At 70.5% G+C, this 23,921-nt stretch carries 23 protein-coding genes, 1 rRNA gene, 1 pseudogene and 1 riboswitch; of the genes and pseudogenes, 15 read left to right on the forward strand and 10 right to left on the reverse strand.

Translation table 11 applies throughout. The features are described from left to right. Positions 1 to 10 precede the first annotated feature (10 nt). From rrf to SRB17_RS25220, 11 genes are all read left to right on the forward strand, one after another. A 5S ribosomal RNA gene (gene rrf / locus SRB17_RS25170) occupies positions 11 to 127 on the forward strand. 107 nt (positions 128 to 234) lie between these two features. Then, positions 235 to 843 carry a CDP-alcohol phosphatidyltransferase family protein gene (locus tag SRB17_RS25175; protein WP_323376212.1) on the forward strand — a complete coding sequence of 203 codons (609 nt, stop codon included), beginning with the start codon at positions 235 to 237 and terminating at the stop codon, positions 841 to 843. A 114-nt stretch (positions 844 to 957) separates the two neighbouring features. Further along, positions 958 to 3,453, forward strand: coding sequence for a mannose-1-phosphate guanyltransferase (locus SRB17_RS25180; protein WP_153542460.1), 2,496 nt, complete (start codon positions 958 to 960; stop codon positions 3,451 to 3,453). A gap of 115 nt (positions 3,454 to 3,568) precedes the next feature. Next, positions 3,569 to 4,483, forward strand: a complete 915-nt coding sequence (locus SRB17_RS25185; RefSeq protein WP_153542461.1) for a DUF881 domain-containing protein — start codon at positions 3,569 to 3,571, stop codon at positions 4,481 to 4,483. Beyond that, complete coding sequence (locus SRB17_RS25190; protein WP_003988855.1) at positions 4,480 to 4,812, forward strand: small basic family protein; 333 nt, start codon at positions 4,480 to 4,482, stop codon at positions 4,810 to 4,812. The genes SRB17_RS25185 and SRB17_RS25190 overlap by 4 nt, the downstream gene beginning before the upstream one ends. Before the next feature lie 5 nt (positions 4,813 to 4,817). Beyond that, positions 4,818 to 5,684, forward strand: coding sequence for a DUF881 domain-containing protein (locus SRB17_RS25195; RefSeq protein ID WP_153542462.1), 867 nt, complete (start codon positions 4,818 to 4,820; stop codon positions 5,682 to 5,684). Between the two features lie 190 nt (positions 5,685 to 5,874). After that, positions 5,875 to 6,702, forward strand: coding sequence for an FHA domain-containing protein (locus SRB17_RS25200; protein WP_323376213.1), 828 nt, complete (start codon positions 5,875 to 5,877; stop codon positions 6,700 to 6,702). A gap of 43 nt (positions 6,703 to 6,745) precedes the next feature. Then, positions 6,746 to 7,483, forward strand: coding sequence for a MerR family transcriptional regulator (locus SRB17_RS25205; protein ID WP_153542464.1), 738 nt, complete (start codon positions 6,746 to 6,748; stop codon positions 7,481 to 7,483). Positions 7,484 to 7,568: 85 nt separating this feature from the next. Further along, positions 7,569 to 8,042 carry a bifunctional nuclease family protein gene (locus tag SRB17_RS25210; protein ID WP_053666762.1) on the forward strand — a complete coding sequence of 158 codons (474 nt, stop codon included), beginning with the start codon at positions 7,569 to 7,571 and terminating at the stop codon, positions 8,040 to 8,042. Between the two features lie 228 nt (positions 8,043 to 8,270). Further along, positions 8,271 to 8,915 (forward strand): MerR family transcriptional regulator, encoded by a 645-nt coding sequence (locus SRB17_RS25215; protein WP_323376214.1) that lies wholly within the window; start codon positions 8,271 to 8,273, stop codon positions 8,913 to 8,915. Positions 8,916 to 8,981: 66 nt separating this feature from the next. Beyond that, a complete protein-coding gene (locus tag SRB17_RS25220; protein WP_323376215.1) occupies positions 8,982 to 10,427 on the forward strand; it encodes a DNA polymerase IV in 1,446 nt (481 codons plus the stop codon). On the opposite strand, the gene SRB17_RS25225 is transcribed toward SRB17_RS25220, so the two are convergent. Further along, positions 10,349 to 10,720, reverse strand: a complete 372-nt coding sequence (locus SRB17_RS25225; RefSeq protein WP_323376216.1) for a PRC-barrel domain-containing protein — start codon at positions 10,718 to 10,720, stop codon at positions 10,349 to 10,351. The genes SRB17_RS25220 and SRB17_RS25225 overlap by 79 nt on opposite strands. A gap of 119 nt (positions 10,721 to 10,839) precedes the next feature. Next, positions 10,840 to 10,934, forward strand: a riboswitch (glycine riboswitch). A gap of 176 nt (positions 10,935 to 11,110) precedes the next feature. Here SRB17_RS25225 and gcvP point away from each other — a divergent pair. Further along, on the forward strand, positions 11,111 to 13,996 hold the full coding sequence (gene gcvP / locus SRB17_RS25230; RefSeq protein ID WP_153542466.1) for an aminomethyl-transferring glycine dehydrogenase: 2,886 nt from the start codon (positions 11,111 to 11,113) through the stop codon (positions 13,994 to 13,996). Between the two features lie 52 nt (positions 13,997 to 14,048). Here the strand turns inward: gcvP and SRB17_RS25235 are convergent, their stop codons facing one another. Genes SRB17_RS25235 through modA form a run of 4 tightly spaced genes read right to left on the reverse strand, consistent with a single transcriptional unit; the run spans position 14,049 to position 17,479 of the window. Further along, positions 14,049 to 14,468: a TOBE domain-containing protein gene (locus tag SRB17_RS25235; RefSeq protein WP_153542467.1), complete on the reverse strand. Its 420-nt coding sequence runs from the start codon at positions 14,466 to 14,468 to the stop codon at positions 14,049 to 14,051. A 28-nt stretch (positions 14,469 to 14,496) separates the two neighbouring features. After that, positions 14,497 to 15,822, reverse strand: coding sequence for an ABC transporter ATP-binding protein (locus tag SRB17_RS25240; protein WP_228396296.1), 1,326 nt, complete (start codon positions 15,820 to 15,822; stop codon positions 14,497 to 14,499). Further along, on the reverse strand, positions 15,819 to 16,679 hold the full coding sequence (modB, locus tag SRB17_RS25245; RefSeq protein WP_323376217.1) for a molybdate ABC transporter permease subunit: 861 nt from the start codon (positions 16,677 to 16,679) through the stop codon (positions 15,819 to 15,821). Before modB ends, SRB17_RS25240 begins: the two co-directional genes overlap by 4 nt. Beyond that, the gene (gene modA / locus SRB17_RS25250; RefSeq protein ID WP_153542943.1) at positions 16,676 to 17,479 is read right to left on the reverse strand and encodes a molybdate ABC transporter substrate-binding protein; all 804 of its coding nucleotides are present in this window, start codon (positions 17,477 to 17,479) and stop codon (positions 16,676 to 16,678) included. Before modA ends, modB begins: the two co-directional genes overlap by 4 nt. A 236-nt stretch (positions 17,480 to 17,715) precedes the next feature. On the opposite strand from modA, the gene SRB17_RS25255 reads away from it, so the two are divergent. Beyond that, a complete protein-coding gene (locus tag SRB17_RS25255; RefSeq protein ID WP_153542468.1) occupies positions 17,716 to 18,204 on the forward strand; it encodes a molybdopterin-dependent oxidoreductase in 489 nt (162 codons plus the stop codon). On the opposite strand, the pseudogene SRB17_RS25260 reads toward SRB17_RS25255, so the two are convergent. After that, positions 18,170 to 18,424, reverse strand: a pseudogene (locus SRB17_RS25260) (hypoxanthine oxidase); the annotation flags it as partial. The gene SRB17_RS25255 and the pseudogene SRB17_RS25260 sit on opposite strands and share 35 nt — an antisense overlap. Before the next feature lie 726 nt (positions 18,425 to 19,150). Here SRB17_RS25260 and SRB17_RS46610 point away from each other — a divergent pair. Beyond that, positions 19,151 to 19,249, forward strand: a complete 99-nt coding sequence (locus SRB17_RS46610; RefSeq protein WP_323376218.1) for a helix-turn-helix domain-containing protein — start codon at positions 19,151 to 19,153, stop codon at positions 19,247 to 19,249. 27 nt (positions 19,250 to 19,276) lie between these two features. Here SRB17_RS46610 and SRB17_RS25270 read toward each other — a convergent pair whose 3' ends face one another. After that, a complete protein-coding gene (locus tag SRB17_RS25270; protein WP_153542469.1) occupies positions 19,277 to 19,672 on the reverse strand; it encodes a TOBE domain-containing protein in 396 nt (131 codons plus the stop codon). Positions 19,673 to 19,796: 124 nt separating this feature from the next. On the opposite strand from SRB17_RS25270, the gene SRB17_RS25275 reads away from it, so the two are divergent. Continuing rightward, positions 19,797 to 20,378, forward strand: coding sequence for a DUF1707 SHOCT-like domain-containing protein (locus SRB17_RS25275; protein WP_153542470.1), 582 nt, complete (start codon positions 19,797 to 19,799; stop codon positions 20,376 to 20,378). A 36-nt stretch (positions 20,379 to 20,414) separates the two neighbouring features. Here SRB17_RS25275 and SRB17_RS25280 read toward each other — a convergent pair whose 3' ends face one another. The 3 genes from SRB17_RS25280 to SRB17_RS25290 form a co-directional block, all read right to left on the reverse strand. After that, entirely contained in the window at positions 20,415 to 22,373 is a 1,959-nt protein-coding gene (locus SRB17_RS25280) for an APC family permease (RefSeq protein ID WP_153542471.1), read from the reverse strand. 270 nt (positions 22,374 to 22,643) lie between these two features. Then, positions 22,644 to 23,201: a hypothetical protein gene (locus SRB17_RS25285; RefSeq protein ID WP_153542472.1), complete on the reverse strand. Its 558-nt coding sequence runs from the start codon at positions 23,199 to 23,201 to the stop codon at positions 22,644 to 22,646. Between the two features lie 167 nt (positions 23,202 to 23,368). Next, positions 23,369 to 23,899, reverse strand: a complete 531-nt coding sequence (locus SRB17_RS25290) for a universal stress protein (RefSeq protein ID WP_153542473.1) — start codon at positions 23,897 to 23,899, stop codon at positions 23,369 to 23,371. Positions 23,900 to 23,921: the final 22 nt, after the last annotated feature.

Here is a 23,921-nt window from a genome sequence, read left to right on the forward strand (position 1 = left end):
TTCATAGTGTTTCGGTGGTCATAGCGTGAGGGAAACGCCCGGTTACATTCCGAACCCGGAAGCTAAGCCTCACAGCGCCGATGGTACTGCAGGGGGGACCCTGTGGGAGAGTAGGACACCGCCGAACTCCTTTTACAGCTCCAGCTCTTGGGCACTGCCCAGGGGCCGGAGCTTTTTTGCGTTGAGGTAGGGTCAGGGGGCATCATCGGCTCGTTTCGCACAGGAGGCCCCCGGGTGGAGGTCCAGGAGACGCGTGTCCAGACGGACCGGGTCCTCACCATCCCCAACATCCTCAGCATGGCACGGCTCGTCGGCGTACCCGTCTTCCTGTGGCTGATCCTCAGGCCCGAGTTCGGGGGACCCAAGAGCGACGGCTGGGCTCTCCTCGTGCTGGCCTTCAGCGGGATCAGCGACTATCTCGACGGCAAGCTCGCCCGGCGCTGGAATCAGATCAGCAGTCTCGGCCGGCTTCTCGATCCCGCCGCGGACCGGCTCTACGTACTTTCCACGCTGGTCGGCCTCACCTGGCGGGAGATCCTGCCGCTCTGGCTGACCGCCCTCCTGCTCGCGCGAGAGCTGATGCTTCTGGTGATGGTGGGCATCCTCCGTCGGCACGGGTATCCGCCGCCCCAGGTGAACTTCCTCGGGAAGGCAGCCACCTTCAACTTGATGTATGCCTTCCCGTTGCTGCTCCTTAGCGATGGGAGCGGTTGGATCGCGTCACTCGGTGCTGTTTTCGGATGGGCGTTCGCCGGATGGGGTACAACGCTCTACTGGTGGGCAGGAGTGCTCTACGTGGTACAGGTCCGCCGTTTGGTTCGTGCGGACGCCATGGCCGATTGAGCTCGGCGATTGTCCGGACGTTACGCCTCGATGGCCCGCGGTGGAAAAGTGCGGGACAATCTGAACGGGTGAAGTCGGCTAGACCGTCGTCTCTTAGAGGAGGACGCTTCCGACATGAAGGCCGTCGTGATGGCCGGGGGCGAAGGCACTCGCCTGCGCCCCATGACTTCTAGCATGCCCAAGCCGCTCCTGCCCGTGGCCAACCGCCCGATCATGGAGCATGTGCTACGGCTGCTCAAAAGGCACGGGCTCACCGAGACCGTTGTCACCGTCCAGTTCCTGGCATCGCTCGTCAAGAACTACTTCGGCGACGGCGAAGAGCTCGGAATGGAGCTCACGTATGCCAATGAGGAGAAGCCACTCGGTACCGCCGGAAGCGTCAAGAACGCCGAAGAGGCGTTGAAGGACGATGCCTTCCTCGTCATCTCCGGCGACGCCCTGACCGACTTCGACCTCACGGAGCTGATCAATTTCCACAAGGAGAAGGGCGCGCTGGTCACGGTCTGTCTGACCCGGGTACCCAATCCGCTGGAGTTCGGCATCACGATCGTCGACGAGGAGGGCAAGGTCGAGCGTTTCCTGGAGAAGCCGACCTGGGGGCAGGTCTTCTCGGACACGGTCAACACGGGCATCTATGTCATGGAGCCCGAGGTGTTCAACTACGTCGAAGCCGATGTTCCGGTGGACTGGTCCGGTGACGTTTTCCCGCAGCTGATGAAGGACGGGAAGCCGATCTACGGCTTTGTCGCCGAGGGCTACTGGGAGGACGTCGGCACCCACGAGAGCTATGTGAAGGCCCAGGCCGATGTTCTCGAGGGCAAGGTCAATGTCGACATCGACGGCTTCGAGATCTCCCCTGGCGTGTGGGTGTCGGAAGGCGCCGAGGTGCACCCCGACGCCGTACTGCGCGGGCCGCTGTACATCGGCGACTACGCGAAGGTCGAGGCCGGCGCGGAGATCCGGGAGCACACGGTCGTCGGCTCGAACGTCGTCGTCAAGAGCGGTGCCTTTCTGCACAAGGCCGTCGTGCACGACAACGTGTACGTCGGGCAGCACAGCAATCTGCGTGGCTGTGTCGTCGGCAAGAACACCGACATCATGCGTGCCGCGCGGATCGAGGACGGCGCGGTCATCGGCGACGAGTGCCTGATCGGCGAGGAATCGATCGTTCAGGGCAACGTCCGGGTCTACCCCTTCAAGACCATTGAGGCCGGTGCCTTCGTCAACACCTCCGTCATCTGGGAGTCCAGGGGGCAGGCCCATCTGTTCGGCGCCCGGGGTGTGTCCGGCATCCTGAACGTTGAGATCACACCGGAACTGGCCGTGCGGCTGGCCGGCGCCTACGCGACCACCCTCAAGAAGGGCTCGACGGTCACCACGGCCCGCGACCACTCCCGAGGCGCCCGTGCGCTGAAGCGGGCGGTCATCTCCGCCCTGCAGGCGAGCGCCATCGACGTACGCGACCTGGAGAACGTACCGCTGCCCGTGGCGCGGCAGCAGACCGCGCGCGGCAGCGCCGGCGGCATCATGATCCGGACCTCGCCGGGTGTGCCGGACTCGGTCGACATCATGTTCTTCGACGGCAACGGCGCCGACCTGTCGCAGGGCAGCCAGCGCAAGCTGGACCGGGTGTTCGCGCGACAGGAGTACCGGCGGGCGTTCCCCGGCGAGATCGGCGACCTGTACTTCCCGGCCAGCGTCTTCGACTCGTACACCGGATCGCTGCTGCGGAACGTCGACACGACCGGGATCGCCGACTCCGGCATGAAGGTCGTCGTCGACGCCTCCAACGGCAGTGCCGGGCTGGTGCTGCCCAGCCTGCTCGGCAAGCTGGGCGTGGACTCCCTGACCATCAACCCCGGTCTCGACGAGTCCCGGCCCACGGAGACGGAGGAGATACGGCGCAAGGGGCTGGTGCGGCTGGGCGAGATAGTGGCGTCCTCGGGGGCCGCGTTCGGTGTCCGGTTCGACCCCGTCGGCGAGCGGCTGTCGCTCGTGGACGAGAAGGGCCGGATCATCGAGGACGACCGTGCGCTGCTGGTGATGCTGGACCTGGTGGCCGCGGAGCGGCGCAGCGGCCGGGTGGCGCTGCCGGTGACCACGACCAGGATCGCCGAGCAGGTGGCCGCCTACCACGGCACCCAGGTCGAGTGGACCACCACCTCGCCCGACGACCTCACGCGCGTCGGTGGCGAGGAGGGCACCATCTTCGGCGGTGACGGCAAGGGCGGGTTCATCGTCCCCGAGTTCAGCAGCGTCTACGACGGCACGGCGGCCTTCGTACGGCTGATCGGGCTGGTGGCGCGCACACAGCTCACGCTGAGCCAGATCGACGCGCGGATCCCACGGGCGCACGTCCTCAAGCGGGACCTGGCCACGCCGTGGGCGGTCAAGGGTCTGGTCATGCGGCGGGTGGTCGAGGCCGCAGGGGATCGCTTTGTCGACACGACGGACGGTGTGCGGGTCGTGGAGACGGACGGGCGCTGGGTGATGGTGCTGCCCGACCCGGCCGAGGCCGTCACCCATCTGTGGGCCGAGGGTCCCGACGACGCCTCGGCGCAGGCCCTGCTCGACGAGTGGTCGGCCGTCGTGGACAGCGCCGGACGGTAAGGGAGCACAGGCCGCACAACCCACGCACGCGCGCGTGCCGGACACGTGTCCCCCATGGGGGCCTGTCCGGCACGCCGGTGGGGCCATTCGGAGGTACTCCTCGCGACATGCGACGATGTGCGGCATGCCGCAGCAACCCGTTCGGAGCAGCCCCACCCGGGCACAGCGCCCGGACGCCTCCATGTCGTTGATCACCAACGTCATGGATCACAGCCTCGACGACGGGTACGCCGAGGCCGCCGCCCGCAAGAAGTCCCAGGGCGAGGGCGGGCTGCCCAAGACCCTCAGGGCGAAGCTCGGCCTCGCGGCGGGCCTCGTCCTCGCTGCGCTGGTCGTGACCGTCGGGGCGGCGCAGACGCACGCGGCGGCGCCCGTGGTGGCCAAGGAGCGGCAGGAGCTGATCGACCGCATCGACAGCGAGACCGCGAACGCGGACAAGCTGGAGGGCACGGTCGACAGGCTCCGGGACGACGTCAGTGCACGCCAGCGGGCGGCGCTGAAGTCGAGTGGCGGCAGCGCACAGGCGGACCTGGTGGGCGTGCTGTCGGGCGCCACGGCGGTCCACGGCCCGGGCCTCAAGATCGTCGTGAACGACGCCAAGGAGGCCAGCACCGGCGGCGACGGCACCAACCCGCGGGAGACCTCCGGGTTCTCCGACACCGGCCGGGTGCGCGACCGGGACATGCAGCGCGTGGTGAACGGGCTGTGGGAGTCCGGCGCCGAGGCCGTCTCCATCAACGGGCAGCGGCTGACCGCCCTGTCCGCGATCCGGGCCGCGGGAGACGCGATACTGGTCGACAACAGGCCGCTGGTGCCGCCGTACACGGTGCTGGCGGTGGGGGACGGGCAGCGGCTGAACTCCGGGTTCCAGAACAGCGCGGACGGCTTGTATCTGCACGCTCTGCAACAGAACTTCGGCATCCGCGCCACCATCTCTGCGGAGGGGGACGTACGGTTGCCCGCCGCACCGAGTGTGATCGTACGCACAGCACAGCCGAGCACCGAGAAGACTGAGAAGGGCACATCGTGATCGCCGTACTGGGCCTCGTCGTGGGAGTCGTGGCCGGCCTGTTGGTCCGGCCCGAGGTTCCGGCGGTCGTCGAGCCTTATCTGCCGATCGCCGTCGTCGCCGCGCTGGACGCCGTCTTCGGCGGTCTGCGGGCCATGCTCGACGGGATCTTCGACGACAAGGTCTTCGTGGTGTCGTTCCTGTCGAACGTGGTCGTCGCCGCGCTGATCGTGTTCCTGGGCGACAAGTTGGGCGTGGGTGCGCAGCTGTCCACGGGTGTCGTGGTCGTCCTCGGCATCCGGATCTTCTCCAACGCCGCGGCCATCCGGCGGCACGTTTTCCGGGCGTGACACCGATGAGCGAGCCGAACGAGCCGAACGAGCGGAACGAGCAGCCGGAGAACCCGGAGAAGCCGGAGAACAGGCTGCGCAGGGAACTGCCCGAGGAGGTGCCCGCGCGGTCACCGGAGCCGACGCCGCAGCAGCAGGCGGAAGAGCCGGTGACCGGCCGGCAGCGGCTGGTGAAGGGGCTGTGGCCGCCGCGTTTCACCCGGGCCCAACTCATCGTCGCCTTGCTGCTGTTCGGGCTCGGCTTCGGGCTGGCCGTGCAGGTGGCCTCCAACAGCGACACCGACAGCGCGCTGCGTGGCGCACGTCAGGAAGATCTTGTGCGCATCCTCGATGAACTGGATTCGCGTACTCAGCGTCTTGAGGACGAGAAGCAGGGACTCGAGAAGCAGCGGCAGGAACTGCAGAGCAGCTCCGACCAAGCGGCGGAGGCCCGCAAGCAGACGGCCGAGAAGGAGAAGCAACTCGGCATTCTGGCGGGCACCGTGGCGGCGCAGGGTCCCGGCATCACGATGACGATCGAGGACACGAAGGGGACGGTCAAGGCGGACATGCTGCTCGACGCGATCCAGGAGTTGCGCGCGGCCGGTGCGGAGGCGATTCAGGTCAACGGGGTCCGGGTGGTCGCGGGCACCTACTTCACCGACTCCGGCAAGAGCGTGGGCGTCGACGGGAACAAGATCAACGCCCCCTATCGTTTCAAGGTCATCGGCAAGCCGCAGGACCTGGAGCCGGCGCTGAACATCCCGGGAGGGGTGGTGCAGACGCTGGAGAAGGAGCAGGCCACGGTGTCGGTCCAGCAGTCGGACAAGATCGTCGTGGACGCCTTGCGACAGGCGAAGCGGCCTGACTACGCTCGGTCGTCCTCCCAGTGAACCGGCGGTGCATGGGGGACGTCCGGCAGGGGCATGAGGTTGCGGGGGGTCGGCGCACCGAAGGGGTGGTGCGTGGTGGAAACTGTCTGGTGGTTACGGACGTTGTGAGAATGTCCGGCTCGGCCGGTGTAGGCAATCAGGGTTCGTCCTGCCCCACGGGCGGGTCTGTTTCGGTCAAGGGGAATCGCCCGTGAAGTTGTTTGCGAAGTTGTTCCGCAAGAGCGCGCGAGAGGGTAGCGACAACGCGACCGCTCGTCACCGCGCACAGCCTGACGCGGACGGTCAGCGCCCGCTGTTCCGGGACCAGGTCGCTGGTCCGGGCGGTGACATTTCCGGAGGTCAGGGCGGGGCGTCGGTTGACCCTGCCCAGTCCGGCGGCATAGGTTTCGGCCAACCGTCAACCTCAGGTGCGGGCGGAGGGTTCGCCCCCGGTCCGTACGCGTCCAACGCCCCGGCGGGGCAGCCGCAGGAGGATCCGTCCATGTCGGTCCTGGTGTGTACGAGGTGCGGTAACCGCAATGCGGAGAATGCCCGCTTCTGCTCCAACTGCGGCGCGCCGCTGCGCCCCGGAGTGGCGCCGGAACGTGCCTCCGAGACGACGTCCACGATCTCGATCTCGGGTCTCGAGGCCTACGACGCCGAGGTGACCGGTCAGACGCCGGTGCCGATGCTGTCGCCCGAGGCGCAGGCCGCGGTGGACGCGCTGCCGATGGGCTCGGCGCTGCTGGTGGTGCGCCGGGGACCGAACTCGGGCAGCCGCTTCCTGCTGGACAGTGACCTGACCACGGCCGGCCGCCATCCGCAGAGCGACATCTTCCTGGACGACGTCACGGTCTCGCGTCGGCACGTGGAGTTCCGGCGCCACCCGGACGGCTCGTTCACCGTGGCCGACGTGGGCAGTCTGAACGGCACGTACGTCAACCGCGAGCGGATCGACCAGGTCGCTCTGTCGAACGGCGACGAGGTGCAGATCGGCAAGTACCGGCTGGTGTTCTACGCGAGCCGGCAGGGCATCTGACCCGCCCCCGGACCGGCGTCCGGGGGGACCCCAGGGAAGGTCCATGCTTCAAACACCGAGCGGCGGTGCCGGAAGCGGTACCGCCGCCAGGGACAGTGGGCTGATGAGCATCGGCACGGTGCTGAACGCGCTGCGCGACGAGTTCCCCGAAGTCACCGTCTCCAAGATCCGTTTCCTGGAGTCGGAGGGGCTCATCGAGCCGCAGCGGACCCCTTCGGGGTATCGCAAGTTCAGCGCCGGGGACGTCGAGCGCCTGGCGCACGTGCTGCGGATGCAGCGGGACCACTATCTGCCGCTCAAGGTGATCCGCGAGCATCTGGACGCCATGGAGCGGGGCGAGGCCGTCCAGCTGCCCGTCGTGGGCCGTCAGCGCAGCGCCGAAGACGTGCCGGAGCGGGCCGCGGCGCCCACGGTGGCCCGGGTCGGCAGGGCCGAGCTGATGGCAGCCGCGGAGATCGACGAGGGCGACCTCAAGGAGTGGGAGTCCTACGGGCTCATCGCCCCTCTGGAGGACGGGGCGTACGACGCCGAGGCCGTCACCGTGGCCTCGCTCGTCGCCGAGCTGGGCCGGTTCGGGATCGAGCCGCGCCACCTTCGGGTGATGAAGGCGGCCGCCGACCGCGAGGCCGGACTGGTCGACCAGGTGGTGGCCCCGCTCAAGCGGCACCGCAACCCGCAGACCAGGGCCCATGCCGAGGCCCGTACGAAGGAGCTGGCGGCGCTCACGGTGAAGCTGCACGCGGCACTGGTCAAGACCGCTCTCGGGGTGCGGCTGCCGTGAACCCCCGAGGCCGCCGGCGGCCGGATCGGGCACCTGTTCCCGGCCCGACTACCCAAACGTCCCGAGCACGGCCTAGGGTTGCTGTGTGAACGAGCTCGATGTCGTAGGTGTCCGGGTCGAAATGCCCTCCAACCAACCGATCGTGCTCCTGCGCGAAGTGGGAGGCGACCGTTACCTCCCCATCTGGATCGGGCCGGGGGAGGCGACGGCGATCGCGTTCGCCCAGCAGGGCATGGCCCCCGCCAGGCCGCTGACCCACGACCTGTTCAAGGACGTGCTGGAGGCCGTCGGACAGGAGCTGACCGAAGTACGCATCACCGATCTGCGGGAAGGCGTCTTCTACGCGGAGCTGGTCTTCGCCAGCGGGGTCGAGGTCAGCGCCCGTCCCTCCGATGCCATAGCGCTGGCCCTGCGCACCGGAACGCCGATCTACGGCAGCGACGCGGTGCTGGACGACGCCGGCATCGCCATTCCGGACGAGCAGGAGGACGAGGTGGAGAAGTTCCGCGAGTTCCTCGACCAGATCTCGCCCGAGGACTTCGGCACCAGCAGCCAGTGAGGCCGAACGGGCGATGAGCATCGGCGCCCCGCGCGCGGGCATTTGCCACCGGCCATTGAGAGCGTCCTACGGCTTCCCCCGAACGCATTCGGCTACCCTTTCCCCGCGGTGGGACACGGGAAACCACTCCTAGGGTGATTATCACTCGGCGTGCCGAGTGTGGCGATCGTTGACGCACCCCTGGTGACTGCCTACCGTCGTGAAGGCAGGTCAAGGACGGAGGTCGGCGTGAGAACCAGCGGCGACGGTACGGCTGGGGGTGCTCCTGTGCGTGGTTTCGGGGAGAGCGGGCCGTACCCGGTTCACAACAGCGCGGTGGATCACGCTCCGCAGCGGCCGACGGTCGTGCCGAACGGCGGAGGGGCGGCTTCCATGACGTCGGAACAGATCGGCTACCGGGGACCCACGGCCTGCGCGGCCGCGGGCATCACCTACCGGCAGCTCGACTACTGGGCCCGCACCGGCCTGGTCGAGCCCAGCGTGCGGCCCGCGTATGGCTCGGGCACGCAGCGGCTGTACAGCTTCCGTGACGTCGTCGTCCTGAAGATCGTCAAGCGGTTTCTGGACACCGGCGTCTCGCTGCAGAACATCCGTACGACCGTGCAGCACCTCAGAGAACGCGGTTTCCGGGACCTGGAGCGGATGACCCTGATGAGCGACGGCGCCACGGTGTACGAGTGCACCTCGCCGGACGAGGTCCACGCCCTGCTCCAGGGCGGTCAGGGCATCTTCGGGATCGCCGTCGGCGTGGTGTGGCGTGACGTGGAAAGCGCACTCTCCCAGCTGCACGGCGAGCGCATCGACACCGGGGAGACGCTGGTCGGGCACAACCCCGCGGACGAGCTGGCGCGGCGGCGCAACCGGGCGGTCTGAGGGCGGCCCGACCCCGGCGTGCTCCGGGCGCCGGCATTGTCAGTGCCGTGGTGCAGCATCGGAGGTGTGAGAAACGCGCCCACGATCCTGCATCTCGACATGGATGCCTTCTACGCCTCGGTGGAGCAGGCATCCAAGCCGAGCCTGCGCGGGAAGGCGGTCGTCGTGGGCGGGCTGGGGCCGCGCGGGGTGGTGGCCACAGCGTCGTACGAGGCACGCGTCTTCGGGGTCCACTCGGCCATGCCCATGGCCCAGGCTCGCCGACTGGCACCCAACGCCGCGTATCTGGTGCCGCGCTTCGCCCTGTACCGGGCGATCAGCGAACAGGTGATGGCGCTGCTGCGAGAGCTGTCGCCGCTGGTGGAGCCGCTCAGCCTGGACGAGGCGTTCGTGGACCTGGAGGCCGGGGGGACGGCCTGGGACCGGGAGTCGGCGCGGCTGACCGGGATCAAGCTGCGCGCGGACATCCGGGAGGTCACCGGGCTGACCGGGTCGGTGGGGCTCGCCGCCTCCAAGATGCTCGCCAAGATCGCCTCCGAGCAGGCCAAGCCGGACGGCCTGGTGCTCATCGAGCCGGGGTCCGAGCGGGCGCTGCTGGGGCCGATGCCGGTGCGGACCCTGCCGGGGGTCGGGCCGGCCACCGGGGACCATCTGCGCCGGGCCGGGATCACCACGGTCGAGGAGCTGGCCGAGGCGGGCGAGGACGAGTTGGTCCGGCTGCTCGGCAAGGCGCACGGGCACGCGCTGTACGCGATGGCCCTGGCCCACGACGACCGGCCCGTGGTGGCCGAGCGTGAGGCGAAGTCCGTGTCGGTCGAGGACACCTACGACGTGGACATCCATGACCGGCTGCGGATCGGGCTGGAGGTGCAGCGGCTCGCCGACCGGTGTGTGGGCCGGCTGCGCGGCGCCGGGCTGTCGGGGCGGACGATCGTGCTGAAGGTGCGCAGATACGACTTCTCGACCCTGACCCGCTCCGAGACGCTCAGAGGGCCCACGGACGATCCCGCGGTCGTGCGGGAGGCGGCCGCGCGGCTGCTGGACTCCGTGGACACCACGGGCGGCGTACGGCTGCTGGGCGTGGGCGTCTCCGGGCTCGCCGACTACACCCAGGAGGACCTGTTCGCGCAGGCCATGCCCGCGCGGACGGCGGAGACGCCGGAGGAGATCGGGGCTGAGGTTGTTGTCGAGCGGCCGGAGCCTGCCGAGAGGCACTGGCGCGCGGGGCAGGACGTCAGGCATGCGGAGTACGGGCACGGGTGGGTGCAGGGGAGTGGGCTGGGGCGGGTGACCGTGCGGTTCGAGACGCCGCAGTCCCCTCCGGGGCGGGTGCGGACGTTCTTCGTCGAGGATCCTGCGCTGGAGGCTGCTGATCCGTTGCCCTTGGTCTTGGATCTTGCCCACCCGCCCCCGACCCCCGAGGAATTCGTCGATCAGGTCTCCTCCGACCCCGCCAGCTTGCCGAAGTCGTGGTCCGGGGCCGAGGAAGGCGATGCCACGTCCAGACCGTAGTGGTGGTAGAGCTGGAGTTCCTGCTCGGGGGAGAGATGACGGCCCACGCCGAAGTCGGGGGCGTCCTTGATCAGGGCGCGGTCGAAGGGCACATGGAGGGAGCCCTCGATCAGTTCGCTCGGCTCCAGGGGGACGAAGGCGTCACGGGAGAACAGGCCGGTGCGTATGGCTGCCCACTCGGGCACTCCGGTCGCGTCGTCGAGGTACACCTCGTCGATGGTGCCGATCTTGGTGCCATTGCGGTCGAACGCCTTGCGGCCGATCAGGTTGCGCGGATCGATCTGGGTCTGCACGGTCCCTCTCCCTCCACGTGGTCGCAACACATCCGTAAGCACTACGAAAGAGCACATTCAGGGAGGCGGCCACTCGAGGGCCCGGGCGTTGAGCTCGCTGGTAGGCTGACAGCGGCTGCTGACCCCGTGCGGGAGAGTCCTCCGACCACTTCGGAGGCGCCGAAGGAGCAAATCCTCCCCGGAATCTCTCAGGCCCACGTACCGCACGGACGAGGTCACTCTGGAAAGCAGGGCGGGTGTCGACGGCTCCCGCCCTCACCGACGGTGAAAACCGGCGTCCCACAGGGCGTCCGGTGAAGCTCTCAGGTTGAGATGACAGAGGGGGAGGCCGTCGGGGCACCCGCGCCGTGGTGCCCTTCGAAGGTCGCGTCAGACCAGGAGGCCTCCGCAATGACCGTCCACCGCATTCCGCTCTCGGAGCTCGAAGCGGGCATCCCGTTCGAGCAGCGCCACATCGGGCCCGACCAGGAGGCGCGGGCCAAGATGCTCGCGCACGTCGGCTACGGCTCGCTGGACGAGCTGACCGCCGCGGCGGTCCCGGATGTGATCAAGAACGCCGACGCCCTCGACCTGCCGGGCGCCCGCACCGAGGCCGAGGTGCTCGCCGAGCTGCGCTCGCTCGCCGACCGCAACCAGGTCCTCGACTCCATGATCGGCCTCGGTTACTACGGCACCTTCACCCCGCCCGTCATCCTGCGCAACGTCATGGAGAACCCGGCCTGGTACACGGCCTACACGCCCTACCAGCCGGAGATCTCCCAGGGCCGGCTCGAGGCCCTGCTGAACTTCCAGACCATGGTCGCCGACCTCACGGGCCTGCCCACCTCCGGCGCCTCCCTCCTCGACGAGGGCACCGCCGCCGCCGAGGCCATGGCGCTGTCCCGGCGCATGGGCAAGAACAAGAAGGGCCTCTTCCTGGTCGACGCGGATGCGCTGCCGCAGACCATCGCCGTCATCCAGACCCGGGCCGAACCGACCGGTGTCGAGGTCGTCGTCGCCGACCTCGGCGACGGCATCCCGGCCGACATCGCCGCGCGTGAGATAAACGGCGTGCTGATCCAGTACCCGGGCGCCTCCGGTGCCGTACGCGACATCAAGCCGGTCATCGACCAGGCGCACGAGCTCGGCGCGCTCGTCACCGTCGCCGCCGACCTGCTCGCCCTGACCCTGCTGACCTCGCCGGGCGAGCTGGGCGCCGACATCGCCGTCGGCACCACCCAGCGCTTCGGCGTGCCGATGGGCTTCGGCGGCCCGCACGCCGGCTACATGGCGGTGCACGAGAAGTTCGCGCGCAGCCTGCCCGGCCGTCTCGTGGGTGTCTCCGTCGACGCCGACGGCAACAAGGCCTACCGGCTCGCGCTGCAGACCCGTGAGCAGCACATCCGCCGGGAGAAGGCGACCAGCAACATCTGCACCGCGCAGGTGCTGCTCGCCGTGATGGCCGGCATGTACGCCGTCTACCACGGGCCGGAGGGCCTGCAGGCCATCGCCCGGCGGACGCACCGGTACGCCACGATCATCGCCGAGGGCCTGAAGGCCGGCGGGGTCGAGATCGTGCACGGCGCCTTCTTCGACACCCTCACCGCGCGCGTGCCCGGCAAGGCCGCCGAGGTCCTCGCCGCCGCCCGGCACAACGGCGTCAACCTGCACCTGCTCGACGCCGACCACGTCTCGATCGCCTGCGACGAGACCACCAAGCGGGCACAGGTCGCCGCCGTGTGGTCCGCCTTCGGTGTCGAGGGTGACATCGAGGCGCTCGACGCCACCGCCGAGGAGACCCTGCCCGAGGCGCTGCTGCGCACCGACGCCTACCTCACCCACCCGGTCTTCCACCAGCACCGCTCCGAGACCGCGATGCTGCGCTACCTGCGCAGGCTCGCCGACCGCGACTACGCGCTCGACCGCGGCATGATTCCGCTGGGCTCCTGCACCATGAAGCTCAACGCGACCACCGAGATGGAGCCGGTCACCTGGCCCGAGTTCGGCCAGCTGCACCCCTTCGCCCCGGCCGAGCAGGCCGAGGGCTACCTCACGCTCATCCGCGAGCTGGAGGAACGTCTCGCCGAGGTCACCGGCTACGACAAGGTCTCGCTGCAGCCGAACGCCGGCTCCCAGGGCGAGCTGGCCGGCCTGCTCGCCGTACGCGGCTACCACCGCGCCAACGGCGACGAGCAGCGCACCGTCTGCCTCATCCCGTCCTCCGCGCACGGCACCAACGCGGCCAGCGCCGTGATGGCCGGCATGAAGGTCGTCGTCGTCAGGACCGCCGAGGACGGCGAGATCGACGTCGAGGACCTGCGCGCCAAGATCGAGCAGTACCGCGACGAGCTGGCGGTACTGATGATCACCTACCCGTCCACCCACGGCGTCTTCGAGGAGCACGTCGCCGACATCTGCGCCCAGGTGCACGAGGCCGGCGGCCAGGTCTACGTCGACGGCGCCAACCTGAACGCCCTGGTCGGCCTCGCCAAGCCGGGCCACTTCGGCGGCGACGTCTCCCACCTGAACCTGCACAAGACCTTCTGCATCCCGCACGGCGGCGGTGGCCCCGGCGTCGGCCCGGTCGCGGTCCGCTCGCACCTGGCGCCGTACCTGCCGAACCACCCGATGCAGCCGGCCGCGGGGCCGGAGACCGGCGTCGGCCCGATCTCGGCGGCTCCCTGGGGCTCCGCGGGCATCCTGCCCATCTCCTGGGCGTACGTCCGGCTGATGGGCGGCGAGGGCCTGAAGCGGGCCACGCAGGTGGCCGTGCTGTCCGCGAACTACATCGCCAAGCGCCTGGAGCCGCACTACCCGGTGCTCTACACCGGCCCGGGCAACCTGGTCGCGCACGAGTGCATCATCGACCTGCGCCCGCTGACCAAGGCGACCGGCGTCAGCGTGGACGACGTGGCCAAGCGCCTGATCGACTACGGCTTCCACGCGCCCACCATGTCCTTCCCGGTGGCCGGCACGCTGATGATCGAGCCGACCGAGTCGGAGGACATCACCGAGCTGGACCGGTTCTGCGACGCGATGATCGCCATCCGCGCGGAGATCGAGAAGGCCGGCGCCGGTGAGTGGCCGGCGAAGGACAACCCGCTGCGCAACGCCCCGCACACGGCGGCCGCTCTCGGCGGTGAGTGGAAGCACGCCTACAGCCGCGAGGAGGCCGTCTTCCCGGCCGGTGTCTCGGCCGCCGACAAGTACTGGCCGCCGGTGCGCCGTATCGACCAGGCCTTCGGCGACCGCAACCTGGTGTGCTCCTGCCCGCCGCTGGACGCGTACGAGGACTGAGCAGGTGGCGTCACAGGGCCCCGTCCGGTTTCCGGGCGGGGCCCTCGGCATGTCAGGCCGTCGCCAGGGCCACCTCGGTCGCCTTGATGAGGGCGATCACGTCGGAACCCACGAAGAGGCCGAGATCGGAGACCGCGTCCTTGGTGATCGCTGCGGTCAGCTCTCCGCCGTCGACGGTGATCTTGACGGTGGCCATGACGGCGCCGGTGGTGAGGCCGGTGACCGCGCCGGGAAGCTGGTTGCGGATCGACAGGCCGTGGACCCGTTGGGTGGCCAGGGAGACCTCGGTCGACTTCACCAGCGCGCGCACGGGCGTGCCGGGGGCGAGGGAGAGGTCCTCGGCGGACTCCTTGGTGATGGCCGCCATGAGTTCCTGGCCGCCGTCCAGGCGGAGTCTGACGGTGGCCATGGCCTCGCCCGGGTGGACCTCGGTGACGGTGCCGGGGAGCTGGTTGCGGATGCTCAGGGTCATGGGCACTCACGGTAGAGCGCCCGGCCGTTCACGCCGGGTATGCGTGCGTCTGCGTCGCTTTGACCGTCGCCCAGACAGCGGCGCCCGGATGCAGGTCGAGCTCGGCGGCGGCGACCGTTGTGAGGTCGGCGGCGAGGGGAAGCTCGCCGGTGAGGTCGGCGCGGATCTGGTCGCCGTGCGTCTCCAGGCCGGCCACCTCGCAGCGCCAGAGGTTACGGGCGCTGGCGCCGGTGGGCCGGTCCCGGAACAGGGTGACCGCGGACGGCGGGAACGCCACGAAGGCCGGGCCGGACAGCTCCTCGGTGGTCGTGATCGCCGGGCCCGCGTCGAGTCGTACGGTGTGCCCGTCCGCCTGGCCGCGGTAGAGGTTGAGGCCGACGAGCTGGGCGATGTAGTCGGTGCGGGGGTGGCGGGCGATGTCGGCGGGACCGCCCTCCTGGACGATCCGGCCGTGCTCGATGACGACCAGCCGGTCGGCAAGCACCATGGCGTCCAGCGGGTCGTGTGTGACGAGTACGGCTACGGCCTCGAACTCGGCCAGGTGGCGGCGCAGTTGGGCGCGGATCTCCAGGCGGGTACGGGCGTCCAGCGCGGCCAGCGGCTCGTCCAGGAGCAGCAGCCTCGGGTGGGTGGCCAGGGCGCGGGCGAGGGCCACGCGCTGGGCCTGGCCGCCGGACAGACGGCGCGGCTTGGCGCCCGCGTGGGCGGCGAGGCCCATGCGGTCCAGCCAGGCCGCGGCCTGTGCGCGGGCCTCGGCTTTGCCCGTGCCCCGGCAGCGGGGGCCGAAGGCGACGTTGTCCAGGGCGGACAGGTGCGGGAAGAGCAGATAGTCCTGGAAGACGACGCCGACCGGGCGGGACTCCGGGGGTGTGTGCTCCAGGGCGGTGCCGTCGAGGCGGAGGTGGCCGTCGGTGAGAGGGGTGAGGCCGGCGAGGGCGCGCAGGGCGGTGGTCTTGCCGGCGCCGTTGGGGCCGAGGAGGGCGAGGACGTCTCCGGGGGCGGCGGTGAGGGTGATGTCCAGGCGGAATGTGGTGCGGTCGATGACGAGGTGGGCGTCCAGGCCGGTGGTCTGGTGCGCGTGCGCGTGCGCGTGCGGGAGCGCGTGCGAGTGCCGGTGCGTGTGCGGGTGCGTGGTGGGGCGCCGGCCTTCGGCCGGCTTCGGGTTCCCACCGGCACCACCCGTGGGGCTTTCGTCGTCGGGTGCGCGTGGCCCCTGCGGGGGCTGAGCGCCGGCGGCGGCTGCGGGGGGAGCCGGTTGGGGCTGAGCGCCGTCGGTGGCTGCGGGTGGAGCCGGTTGGGGCTGAGCGCCGTCGGTGGCTGCGGGTTGTCCCTGGGTGGGGCGGGTGTTTGTCATGAGGGTGTCATCCAGCGGTCTCGCAACCCCGCCAGCACCGTGATCGACACCGCCAGCAGGACCAGGCTGAGGGAGATCGCGGCGTCGGGGTCGTTCTGCAGGGCCAGGTAGACCGCGAGGGGCATGGTCTGGGTGCGGCCGGGGAAGTTGCCGGCGAAGGTGATCGTCGCGCCGAACTCGCCGAGCGCACGCGCCCAGGCCAGGACCGCGCCCGCCGCGATGCCGGGCGCGATCAACGGCAGGGTGACCCGGCGGAACGCGGTGAAGCGGGACGCGCCCAGTGTCGTCGCCGCCTCCTCGAAGCGTGGGTCGGCCGCGCGCAGGGTGCCCTCGACGCTGATGACCAGGAACGGCATCGCAACGAACGCCTCCGCGATCACGACACCCGTGGTGGTGAACGGCAGCGTGATCCCGAACCAGGCGTCCAGCCACTTGCCGATCACCCCGTTGCGGCCGAGGGCCAGCAGCAGGGCCACACCACCGACCACCGGCGGCAGGACCAGGGGGAGGGTGACCAGGGCTCGTACGAGACCCCGGCCGGGGAAGTCCGTACGGGCCAGCAGCCAGGCCAGCGGTACTCCCAGCACGAGGCTCACTGCCGTTGCCGCCGTGGCGCTGACCAGCGACAGCTGGAGCGCCTGCCACACCTGCGTGCTGGACAGCTGGTCCGGCAGGCTGCGCCAGGGCGCGCGGACGAGCAGCGCCACCAGCGGCAGCAGCAGGAACGCCAGCGCCAGCAGTCCCGGCAGCAACAGTGGCAACGGCACCCCGTGTCGGCCCCCCGCGCCGACACGGCGACGCCGCGGCCGGTCCGTGCGGGGGCCGGTCGCGGCGCCGGGCTCGTGGAGCGAGGTCACGGCTTGAGGAACCCTGCCTCGCTGAGTACCTTCTGCCCCTCGGCGGACTGCACCAGGGCGATGAACGCCTTGGCGGTCTGGGCGTTCGGCGCGTTCTTCAGCAGGACGATCGGGTAGTCGTTGATCGCCTTGGCGGACTCGGGGAACTCCACGCCCTCCACCTTGCCACCCGCGGACTTCACATCGGTCTTGTAGACGACCGCTGCGTCGGCCTCCTTCAGCTCCACCTTGTTCAGGGCCGCCTTGACGTCCTGCTCGTAGGAGACCGGGGTCAGCTTGAGCTTGGCTGCGTCCAGGGCCTTCTGCGCGGCGGCGCCGCACGGCACGGTCTTGTCGCAGAGGACGACCTTCAGGCCGGACTTGGTGAGGTCCTTCAGGGAGGCCAGCTTGTCGGGGTTGCCCGGCAGGGTGGCGATCTCCAACTGGTTGCGCACGAAGGTGGCCGGGATGCCGGCCGCGTCCTTCTTGTCCGTCACGATCGCCATGGTCTTGGGGCTGGCGGCGGCGAAGACGTCCGCCGGGGCGCCGCCGGTGATGCTCGCGGCGAGGGTGTCGCTGCCGCCGAAGTTGAAGCTGACCTTGGTGCCCGGGTGCTGCTTCTCGAACTGCTTGCCCAGGGTGGTGAAGCTCTCCTTCAGGGAGGCGGCGGCGAACACGGTGATGTCGCCGGACAACTTCGGGGAGGCGGAGTTCGACCTGCCCGACGTCTTGTCCGACGTCGCGTCGGACGAGCCCGAGGACGAGGAGCAGGCGCTGAGTGCCATCAGGGCGGCGGCTCCCGCACCGGCCAGCTGCAGCATCCGCCGGGTCCGGCGCACGGAACGGGTCTTCACGGTTGTACTCCTCGCGTTCTGTGGAACCACTGTCGCGCCCTGTCATGGCCGGGGAAACCGGCCGTTCGGCGATGATACTGCCGCATCTGCCAGCCGTACGTCTCCTGTCGCATCGCATGAGCTGCGAACTTGTGACGTGGAGCTTGCATGTGCGTTTGTACGGCGCACTCCGGCGGGTACCGTCCTGCGGGAGGTGGTCGCAGATGACGCTCGCGCAACTCACCCTGACCGGCGATCTGGCCCGGCCCGCCCGGCTGACCGTCCCGGACCTGCTCCGCTGGCCGCAGCACCGGGCGGATGTCAGCTTCGAGTGCGCGACCAGCGGCATCCAGCACCACCGGTTCGCCGGTCCGCGCCTGTACGACGTCCTCGCCGACGCGGGCCCCGGTTTCGACCCGGCGCGGCGCAAGGACCGGCTCCGCTTCCTCATCGCGGTCACCGGCACCGACGGCCACCACGCCGTGCTGTCCTGGGCCGAGATCGACCCGGACTTCGCTGATGCGCCCGTCCTGCTGGGCGTGCGCATCGACGACACCCCGCTGGACGCGGCCGGGCCCCAGCTGGTGCTCCCGCAGGACCGGTGCGGGGCCCGGCACATCAGCGGCATCACGGCGATCCGGGTCGACGGCGGCTACCGCTGTGGCGGTCCAGCGACCGTCACACCCGGTCACGCAGCAGCGGCAGCTCCGTGAACCGCACGCCCGTCGCGTCCCGCAGGGCGTTGGCCACGGCCGGCGCGAGCGGGCTGAACGGGCTCTCGCTCATCGAATTGGCGCCCAGCGGGCCGATCGTGTCGGCGGTCTCCATGAAGTGCACCTCGGTGCCCGGCACGGCGGCGTACTGCGGGAGCCGGTAACGCCGGAAGGCGGCCGTGTCGACCGCGCCCCGCTCGTCCAGCAGAACCCGCTCGAAGGCTCGAGGGGCGAGGGGGCCGGGGCGGTGGCGTTGTGGCGGGCACGCAGGCCGGCGGTGGTGGCGGGACCGGGAGTGCGCCGGCCCGGAGGCATCCGCCGCGGCGGCCGTCGTGGGAGGTTGCCGGACGGGTGCGCCTTCGCGGTGCCGTCCGGCGCGCCGGCCGGCTGGGCGGAAGACGTGTGGGCCGCTGTCGCCGGCAGCGCGCCCGAGGGCGGGTGGGCCGCGCTCGGGCATGCCGGTGAGGCACCCGGCGCGGAGGTGAGGTCACGTCGGGTGCGCTGTCCGCGGAACGGACGGCACGGTGCGCCCCGTCGTCTGCCGTCCGTCTTCGTCCACGGTCCGTCGCGTCCGCGACCCGGCACCCACGAGATGCGGTGTCGTGCTGCACGGCGGCCTCGGCATGCCCGCCGCGGCACCCGAGGGGCTGGGCGTCGCGCCGGCACGGGCCCGTTACGCCCTCACCTCGGCCCGCACCACGGCGCCCGACGCCTCCCGGCTGACCGACGCCGGTTCCCTCACCACAATCGACGCCCTGCTCACGGGGGTGCCGGCCGACGTGCGTGCCGCCTTCGACCGCAGGGTCCTCGGCCCGTTGCCTGAGGCCGACCGGCCCGCCACCGCAGTCCTGCTGAAGACGCTGGAGACCTTCCTGGCCTGCGACGGCCCCTGCGTGCGCGCGGCACAGGCGCTGCATCTGCACGTCGACATCTGCACGTCAGCACCGTGCACTACCGGGTGGAGCGCATCGAGCGGCTCACCGGCCGCGACCTGTCGCTGCTGCGGGACCGGTTCGACCTGTGGGCGGCGCCGCTGCCCCGGTGACGCCGGCGACGGCGGGGAGGTGACGGGTCAGACGCGGTCGATGTGCACGTTCGTGGACTTCACGCGCGCGGTGGCCTCCATGCCGACCTCCAGGCCCAGATCCTCGACGGCCTCCCGGGTCAGCAGCGACACCAGCCGGTGCGGGCCCGCCTGGATCTCCACCTGGGCGGCGACGTCACCGAGCTTGATCGCCGTGACGATTCCGGGGAAGGCGTTGCGGACGGAGGTGTAGGAGGCGTCCTCCTCGCCGCCGCCCGCTTTGGCCAGCTCCACCGAGAACGAGGCGAGGTCCCTGCCGTCGATGAGCCGCCGTCCGGACTCGTCGCGATGGGTCGCCACCCGGCCCGCGTCGGCCCAGCGGCGGGCGGTGTCCGGGCTCACGCCGAGCAGCCGCGCCGCCTGGCCGATCGTGTAGGACTGCATGCCGGTCACGATAGGGGCACGCCCTGGGAACCGTGGACATGGGGTTGGCCGTTGGATATAACGCGATATAGCGTCAGTCCGAGACGATGACCGCTGCGGGGACGTGCTGAATCGGGGTGAGGGTATGGCGGCCGAGCTGCTGCACACGGAGATGCCGGCCGGGCTGCGTGCCTCGCACGCGGACCGGGACCGGGTGGTGGACCTGCTGACGGGCGCCGCGGGCGACGGCCGGATCACGGCCGAGGAGCTGGACGAGCGCGTCACGGCCGCCCTGTCCGCCCGCACGCTCGGCGAGCTGGCGGCGCTCACCGCCGACCTGCCGGACGCGGGCGGTGCCGAATCGGCCAAGGACGTCGTGCGGATCGAGCAGCAGGGCGCATCGGCCGTACGCGCGGACGGCTGGGCGGTGCCGCGCCGGATGGAGATCGCGTCCGCCTGGGGAGATGTGACCCTCGACTTCTGCAGCGCGGTGATCAGGCACGACACCCTGCGCATCGACCTCGACTTGCGCGGCGGCACCCTTCGGCTGATCACCCGGCCCGGCGTCGTCGTGGACGCCGACGCGCTGGTGATCGGCTATGGCAAGACCAAGGTGCGGGCCGCCGTTGATCCGGGGGCGCCGACCGTGCTCCGGGTGGAGATACACGGCCGGCTCAGCTTGGGGCGGCTGGAGGTACGGCCGCCCAGGCGCTGGTTCGGCCGCTAGCTCGGCCTCGATGCGGCCCGCCTGGCGCCCCCCGTCTCAGCCGGTGTGCACCCGTGGCCGGCGTGCCCGGTTCGGTTCCGCCTCGCGCAGCACCTCTCGGGTGACCGGGGCGACCTCGCCCTGGCCGAAGAGGAAGAAGCGCAGGAAGTTGGCGAAGGGGTTGCCCTCGGTCCACTCGAAGTAGATGTGCGGGGTGCAGCCGGTCAGGTCGCGCACATGGAGCAGGAGCGCGGCGAGGGCGTTGGGGATGGAGGAGGACTCCAGGGTGAGCACCCGGTAGCGGTCGTGCAGGACCTCGCCGCGCACGGTCAGGCCCGCCTCGAACTCGGAGGGGTCGGTGACCGTGACCTCGACGAAGACGAAGTCCTCCTGCTCCGGCATGTCGTTGTCGGCCCGGATCTGCTCGACCTTGTCGCGGTACTCGGCCTTGTCCCGGCGGCCCGGCTCGTTGGCGATGAACCGGATCTTCCGGCTGGCGATGTCGCGGATGAATCGTTCCGCCATGTCGTCCAGCTCGACATGGGTGACGCGCAGCTCGAAGGCACGGGCCAGCCGGGACGCCAGGGAGACCAGGATGATGCCGACGATGAAGCAGGCGCCGATCTTCACGCCGTCCGGGCGCTCGACGACGTTCGCGGCGGTGACGTAGAGCAGGACGGCCGAGACGACCGCGAAGCCGATGGTCCAGCCGCGCTGGCCCGCCCTGCGGGCGGCGATGGTCACGGCGATCGCCGCGGAGGACATCAGGACCAGCACGCCGGTGGCGTAGGCGCCGCCCTGCGCGTCGACGTCGGCGTCGAAGATCCAGGTCACCAGGAAGGCGACCAGAGTGAAGACGATCACCATCGGGCGGACCGCTCGCGCCCAGTGCGGGGCCATGCCGTAACGCGGCAGGTAGCGGGGCATGAGGTTGAGCAGGCCGGCCATGGCGGAGGCGCCGGCGAACCACAGGATGGCGATCGTCGAGAGGTCGTAGACCGTGCCGAAGGCGTTGCCCAGGTACTCGTGCGCGAGGTAGGCGAGCGCGCGGCCGTTGGCCTGGCCACCGGACTTGAACTCGTTCGCCGGGATCAGCACCGTGGTGATGAAGCTGGTGGTGATCAGGAAGACGCTCATGATCAGCGCCGCGGTCGTGAGCAGCTTCTTGGTGTCCCGGATCCGGCCCTTCGGCTTGTCCGCGGTGTCGTCGGGGTCGCCCTGGACGTGGGGCATGACGGCGACGCCGGTCTCGAAGCCGGACAGGCCGAGCGCGAGCTTGGGGAAGACCAGCAGGGACACCCCGATCATGGCGAAGACGTTGCCGTGCTGGGTGGTCAGGGCACTGGACCAGTCGGTGACCACGTGCCCGGCGGTCAGCACATGCCAGAAGCCGACGGCCACGACCACGGCGTTCAGGCTGAGATAGGCCACGACCAGGGCGAACGCGACGCCGATCGCCTCCAGGAAGCCCTTGAGGAACACCGCACCCAGCAGCGCCACCAGCGCCAGCGTGATCACCATCTGCTGCCCGTGCAGCACGTTCGTCAGGTGCGGGTTCTCGATCAGGTGGGTGGAGGCGTCCGCCGCGGACAGGGTGATGGTGATCAGGAAGTCGGTGGCGGCGAAGCCCAGCAGCGTCAGGACGAACAGCTTGCCCTTCCAGAAGGACAGCAGCCGCTCCAGCATCGCGATGGAGCCCTCGCCGTGCGGGCTCTCCTCCGCCACCCTGCGGTACACCGGGAGAGCTCCCGCCAGGGTGACCAGGACGAGGACGAGGGTCGCGATCGGGGAGAGCAGGCCGGCGGCCAGGGCCGCGATGCCGGGCTGGTAGCCCAGGGTGGAGAAGTAGTCGACGCCGGTCAGGCACATCACCCGGTACCAGCGCTGGCCCTGGTGCGGGGGTTCCGGCTCGGCGTGCGGGCCGGTGTGGCCCCCGGCCTTGCCCATGTCGGACAGCCCCTCCAGCATCCAGGCGCGCAGACGGCTGGTACTGGGAGGCTGCTCGGTCGTGGCCATCAGTGGGGCTCCTGTATGCGGCTCAGCTCATTTCCGGCCATCACTCGGACGGCGGGCACCAGCGTATGCAGAGAGTGACGCCCGGGCCCACGGATCAGGGGCCGGCAGGCGTCAATCTTGCGTTAAGAATGGCGCGGGAGCGGCAGGGCCACATCAAGAAGGGGAGGCCGGAGAGGTATCCCGGAAGCACGGCCGTCCGGGGCGCCGGTCGGGCCCCCGACCTGCGGCGGCCACCGAGTGTCATGGTCTCAGGGCTCCGATCGCACCACCTCACTCCATGCCGGACGCCCGGAACACCGCCAGCGCCGTCTCGCGGTCGAGGCGGCGGGCGAGGCGGTGCAGGGCGGCCGTGCCGCACATCAGGGTGCCGGCCGCCTCGGACGCCCGGGCACCCTCGTCGAGCAGGTGCCACAGGCCCGGGTTGCGGATCAGGACCTCGGGGTCGATCTCGACCCGGTTGCCGAGGGCGTCGCGCAGGACCAGGCGCTGCGCGACCCCGTCCAGCGGGCGCACCGAGACCAGCAGATCGGTGCGGACCCGGCGGGTGCGCAGCGGACGGCGCGTGGCGAGCCAACCCGCACCGGCCGAGACCCGCGCCGGCAACAGCACCAGGAACAACAGCAGGGCGATGCCGGCCCACAGCACACCCCGCCACCAGATGAGGGTGCCGGCCACCCAGTCGATGAGGAGCAGCATCCCGAGCAGCACACCTGCGCACCGGATCGAGGTGCGCACGTCCGCTTCCCAGTCACGGTCGTACACCGGGCCGGCGGTGCCGGTCGGGTACGGGCCCGTGCGGCGGGCGTGGATGTCGTCGCGGTGCCTCATGTCTGAGACGGTAGGCAGTCCTGGGGCGGCCGGAGCGCGGCCGCGGTACACCTTGACGGTGTTCTGACGGCCGGCGGGCCGTTCTTGACGCGACACCAGCGGGTCCGGCGCACCGAGAAGTGCCCCGAGCCGAAGGGGATCGGGCTGTCGACGCGCCGGGTCCGGGCTCACAGGCCCCGGATGTCCATGCGCAGATGCCAGGTGTTGCGCCGGTGGACGGACAGCAGTTCCGACTCCAGCGGGGACGGGGGCACCGCGAGCACCGGGCAGACCGCGTGTGCCAGGCAGTGCCGGGAGACGCGGCCCGAGAAGGCGCGCTGCAGCCCGCGTCGGCCCGCGCCCACCACCAGGACGTCGTCCTCCCGGTCCGCGGTCGCCACCAGCGCCGGTCCGGGGGCGCCCCGCACGACGACGGCGTGCATCGGCACACCGGGGACGTCACCGCCGAAGATCTCCTCGAGCACCGAGGCCAGCCGCTGTCCGGCCAGCCGCTGCCAGTCCTCGACGAGCAGGCCGGCGGCGGGGGAGCGGCGCGCGGCGGAGTCCCCTCCCGGCGGCTCCCAGGCCAGCACCGGCCACAGTTCCGCTCCCAGTCGGCGGGCCAGCGCGGTGGCCCGCCGCAGGGCCGTGACGCTGCCCAGGGAGCCGCTCACACCGACCACCACCCGAGCGGGCGCCGAGGCGTCGTAACCGGACATCACTCCACCGTTCCTCGCGGGC

It is taken from the genome of Streptomyces sp. RB17 (assembly GCF_009604455.1).
Lineage (GTDB): Bacteria > Actinomycetota > Actinomycetes > Streptomycetales > Streptomycetaceae > Streptomyces.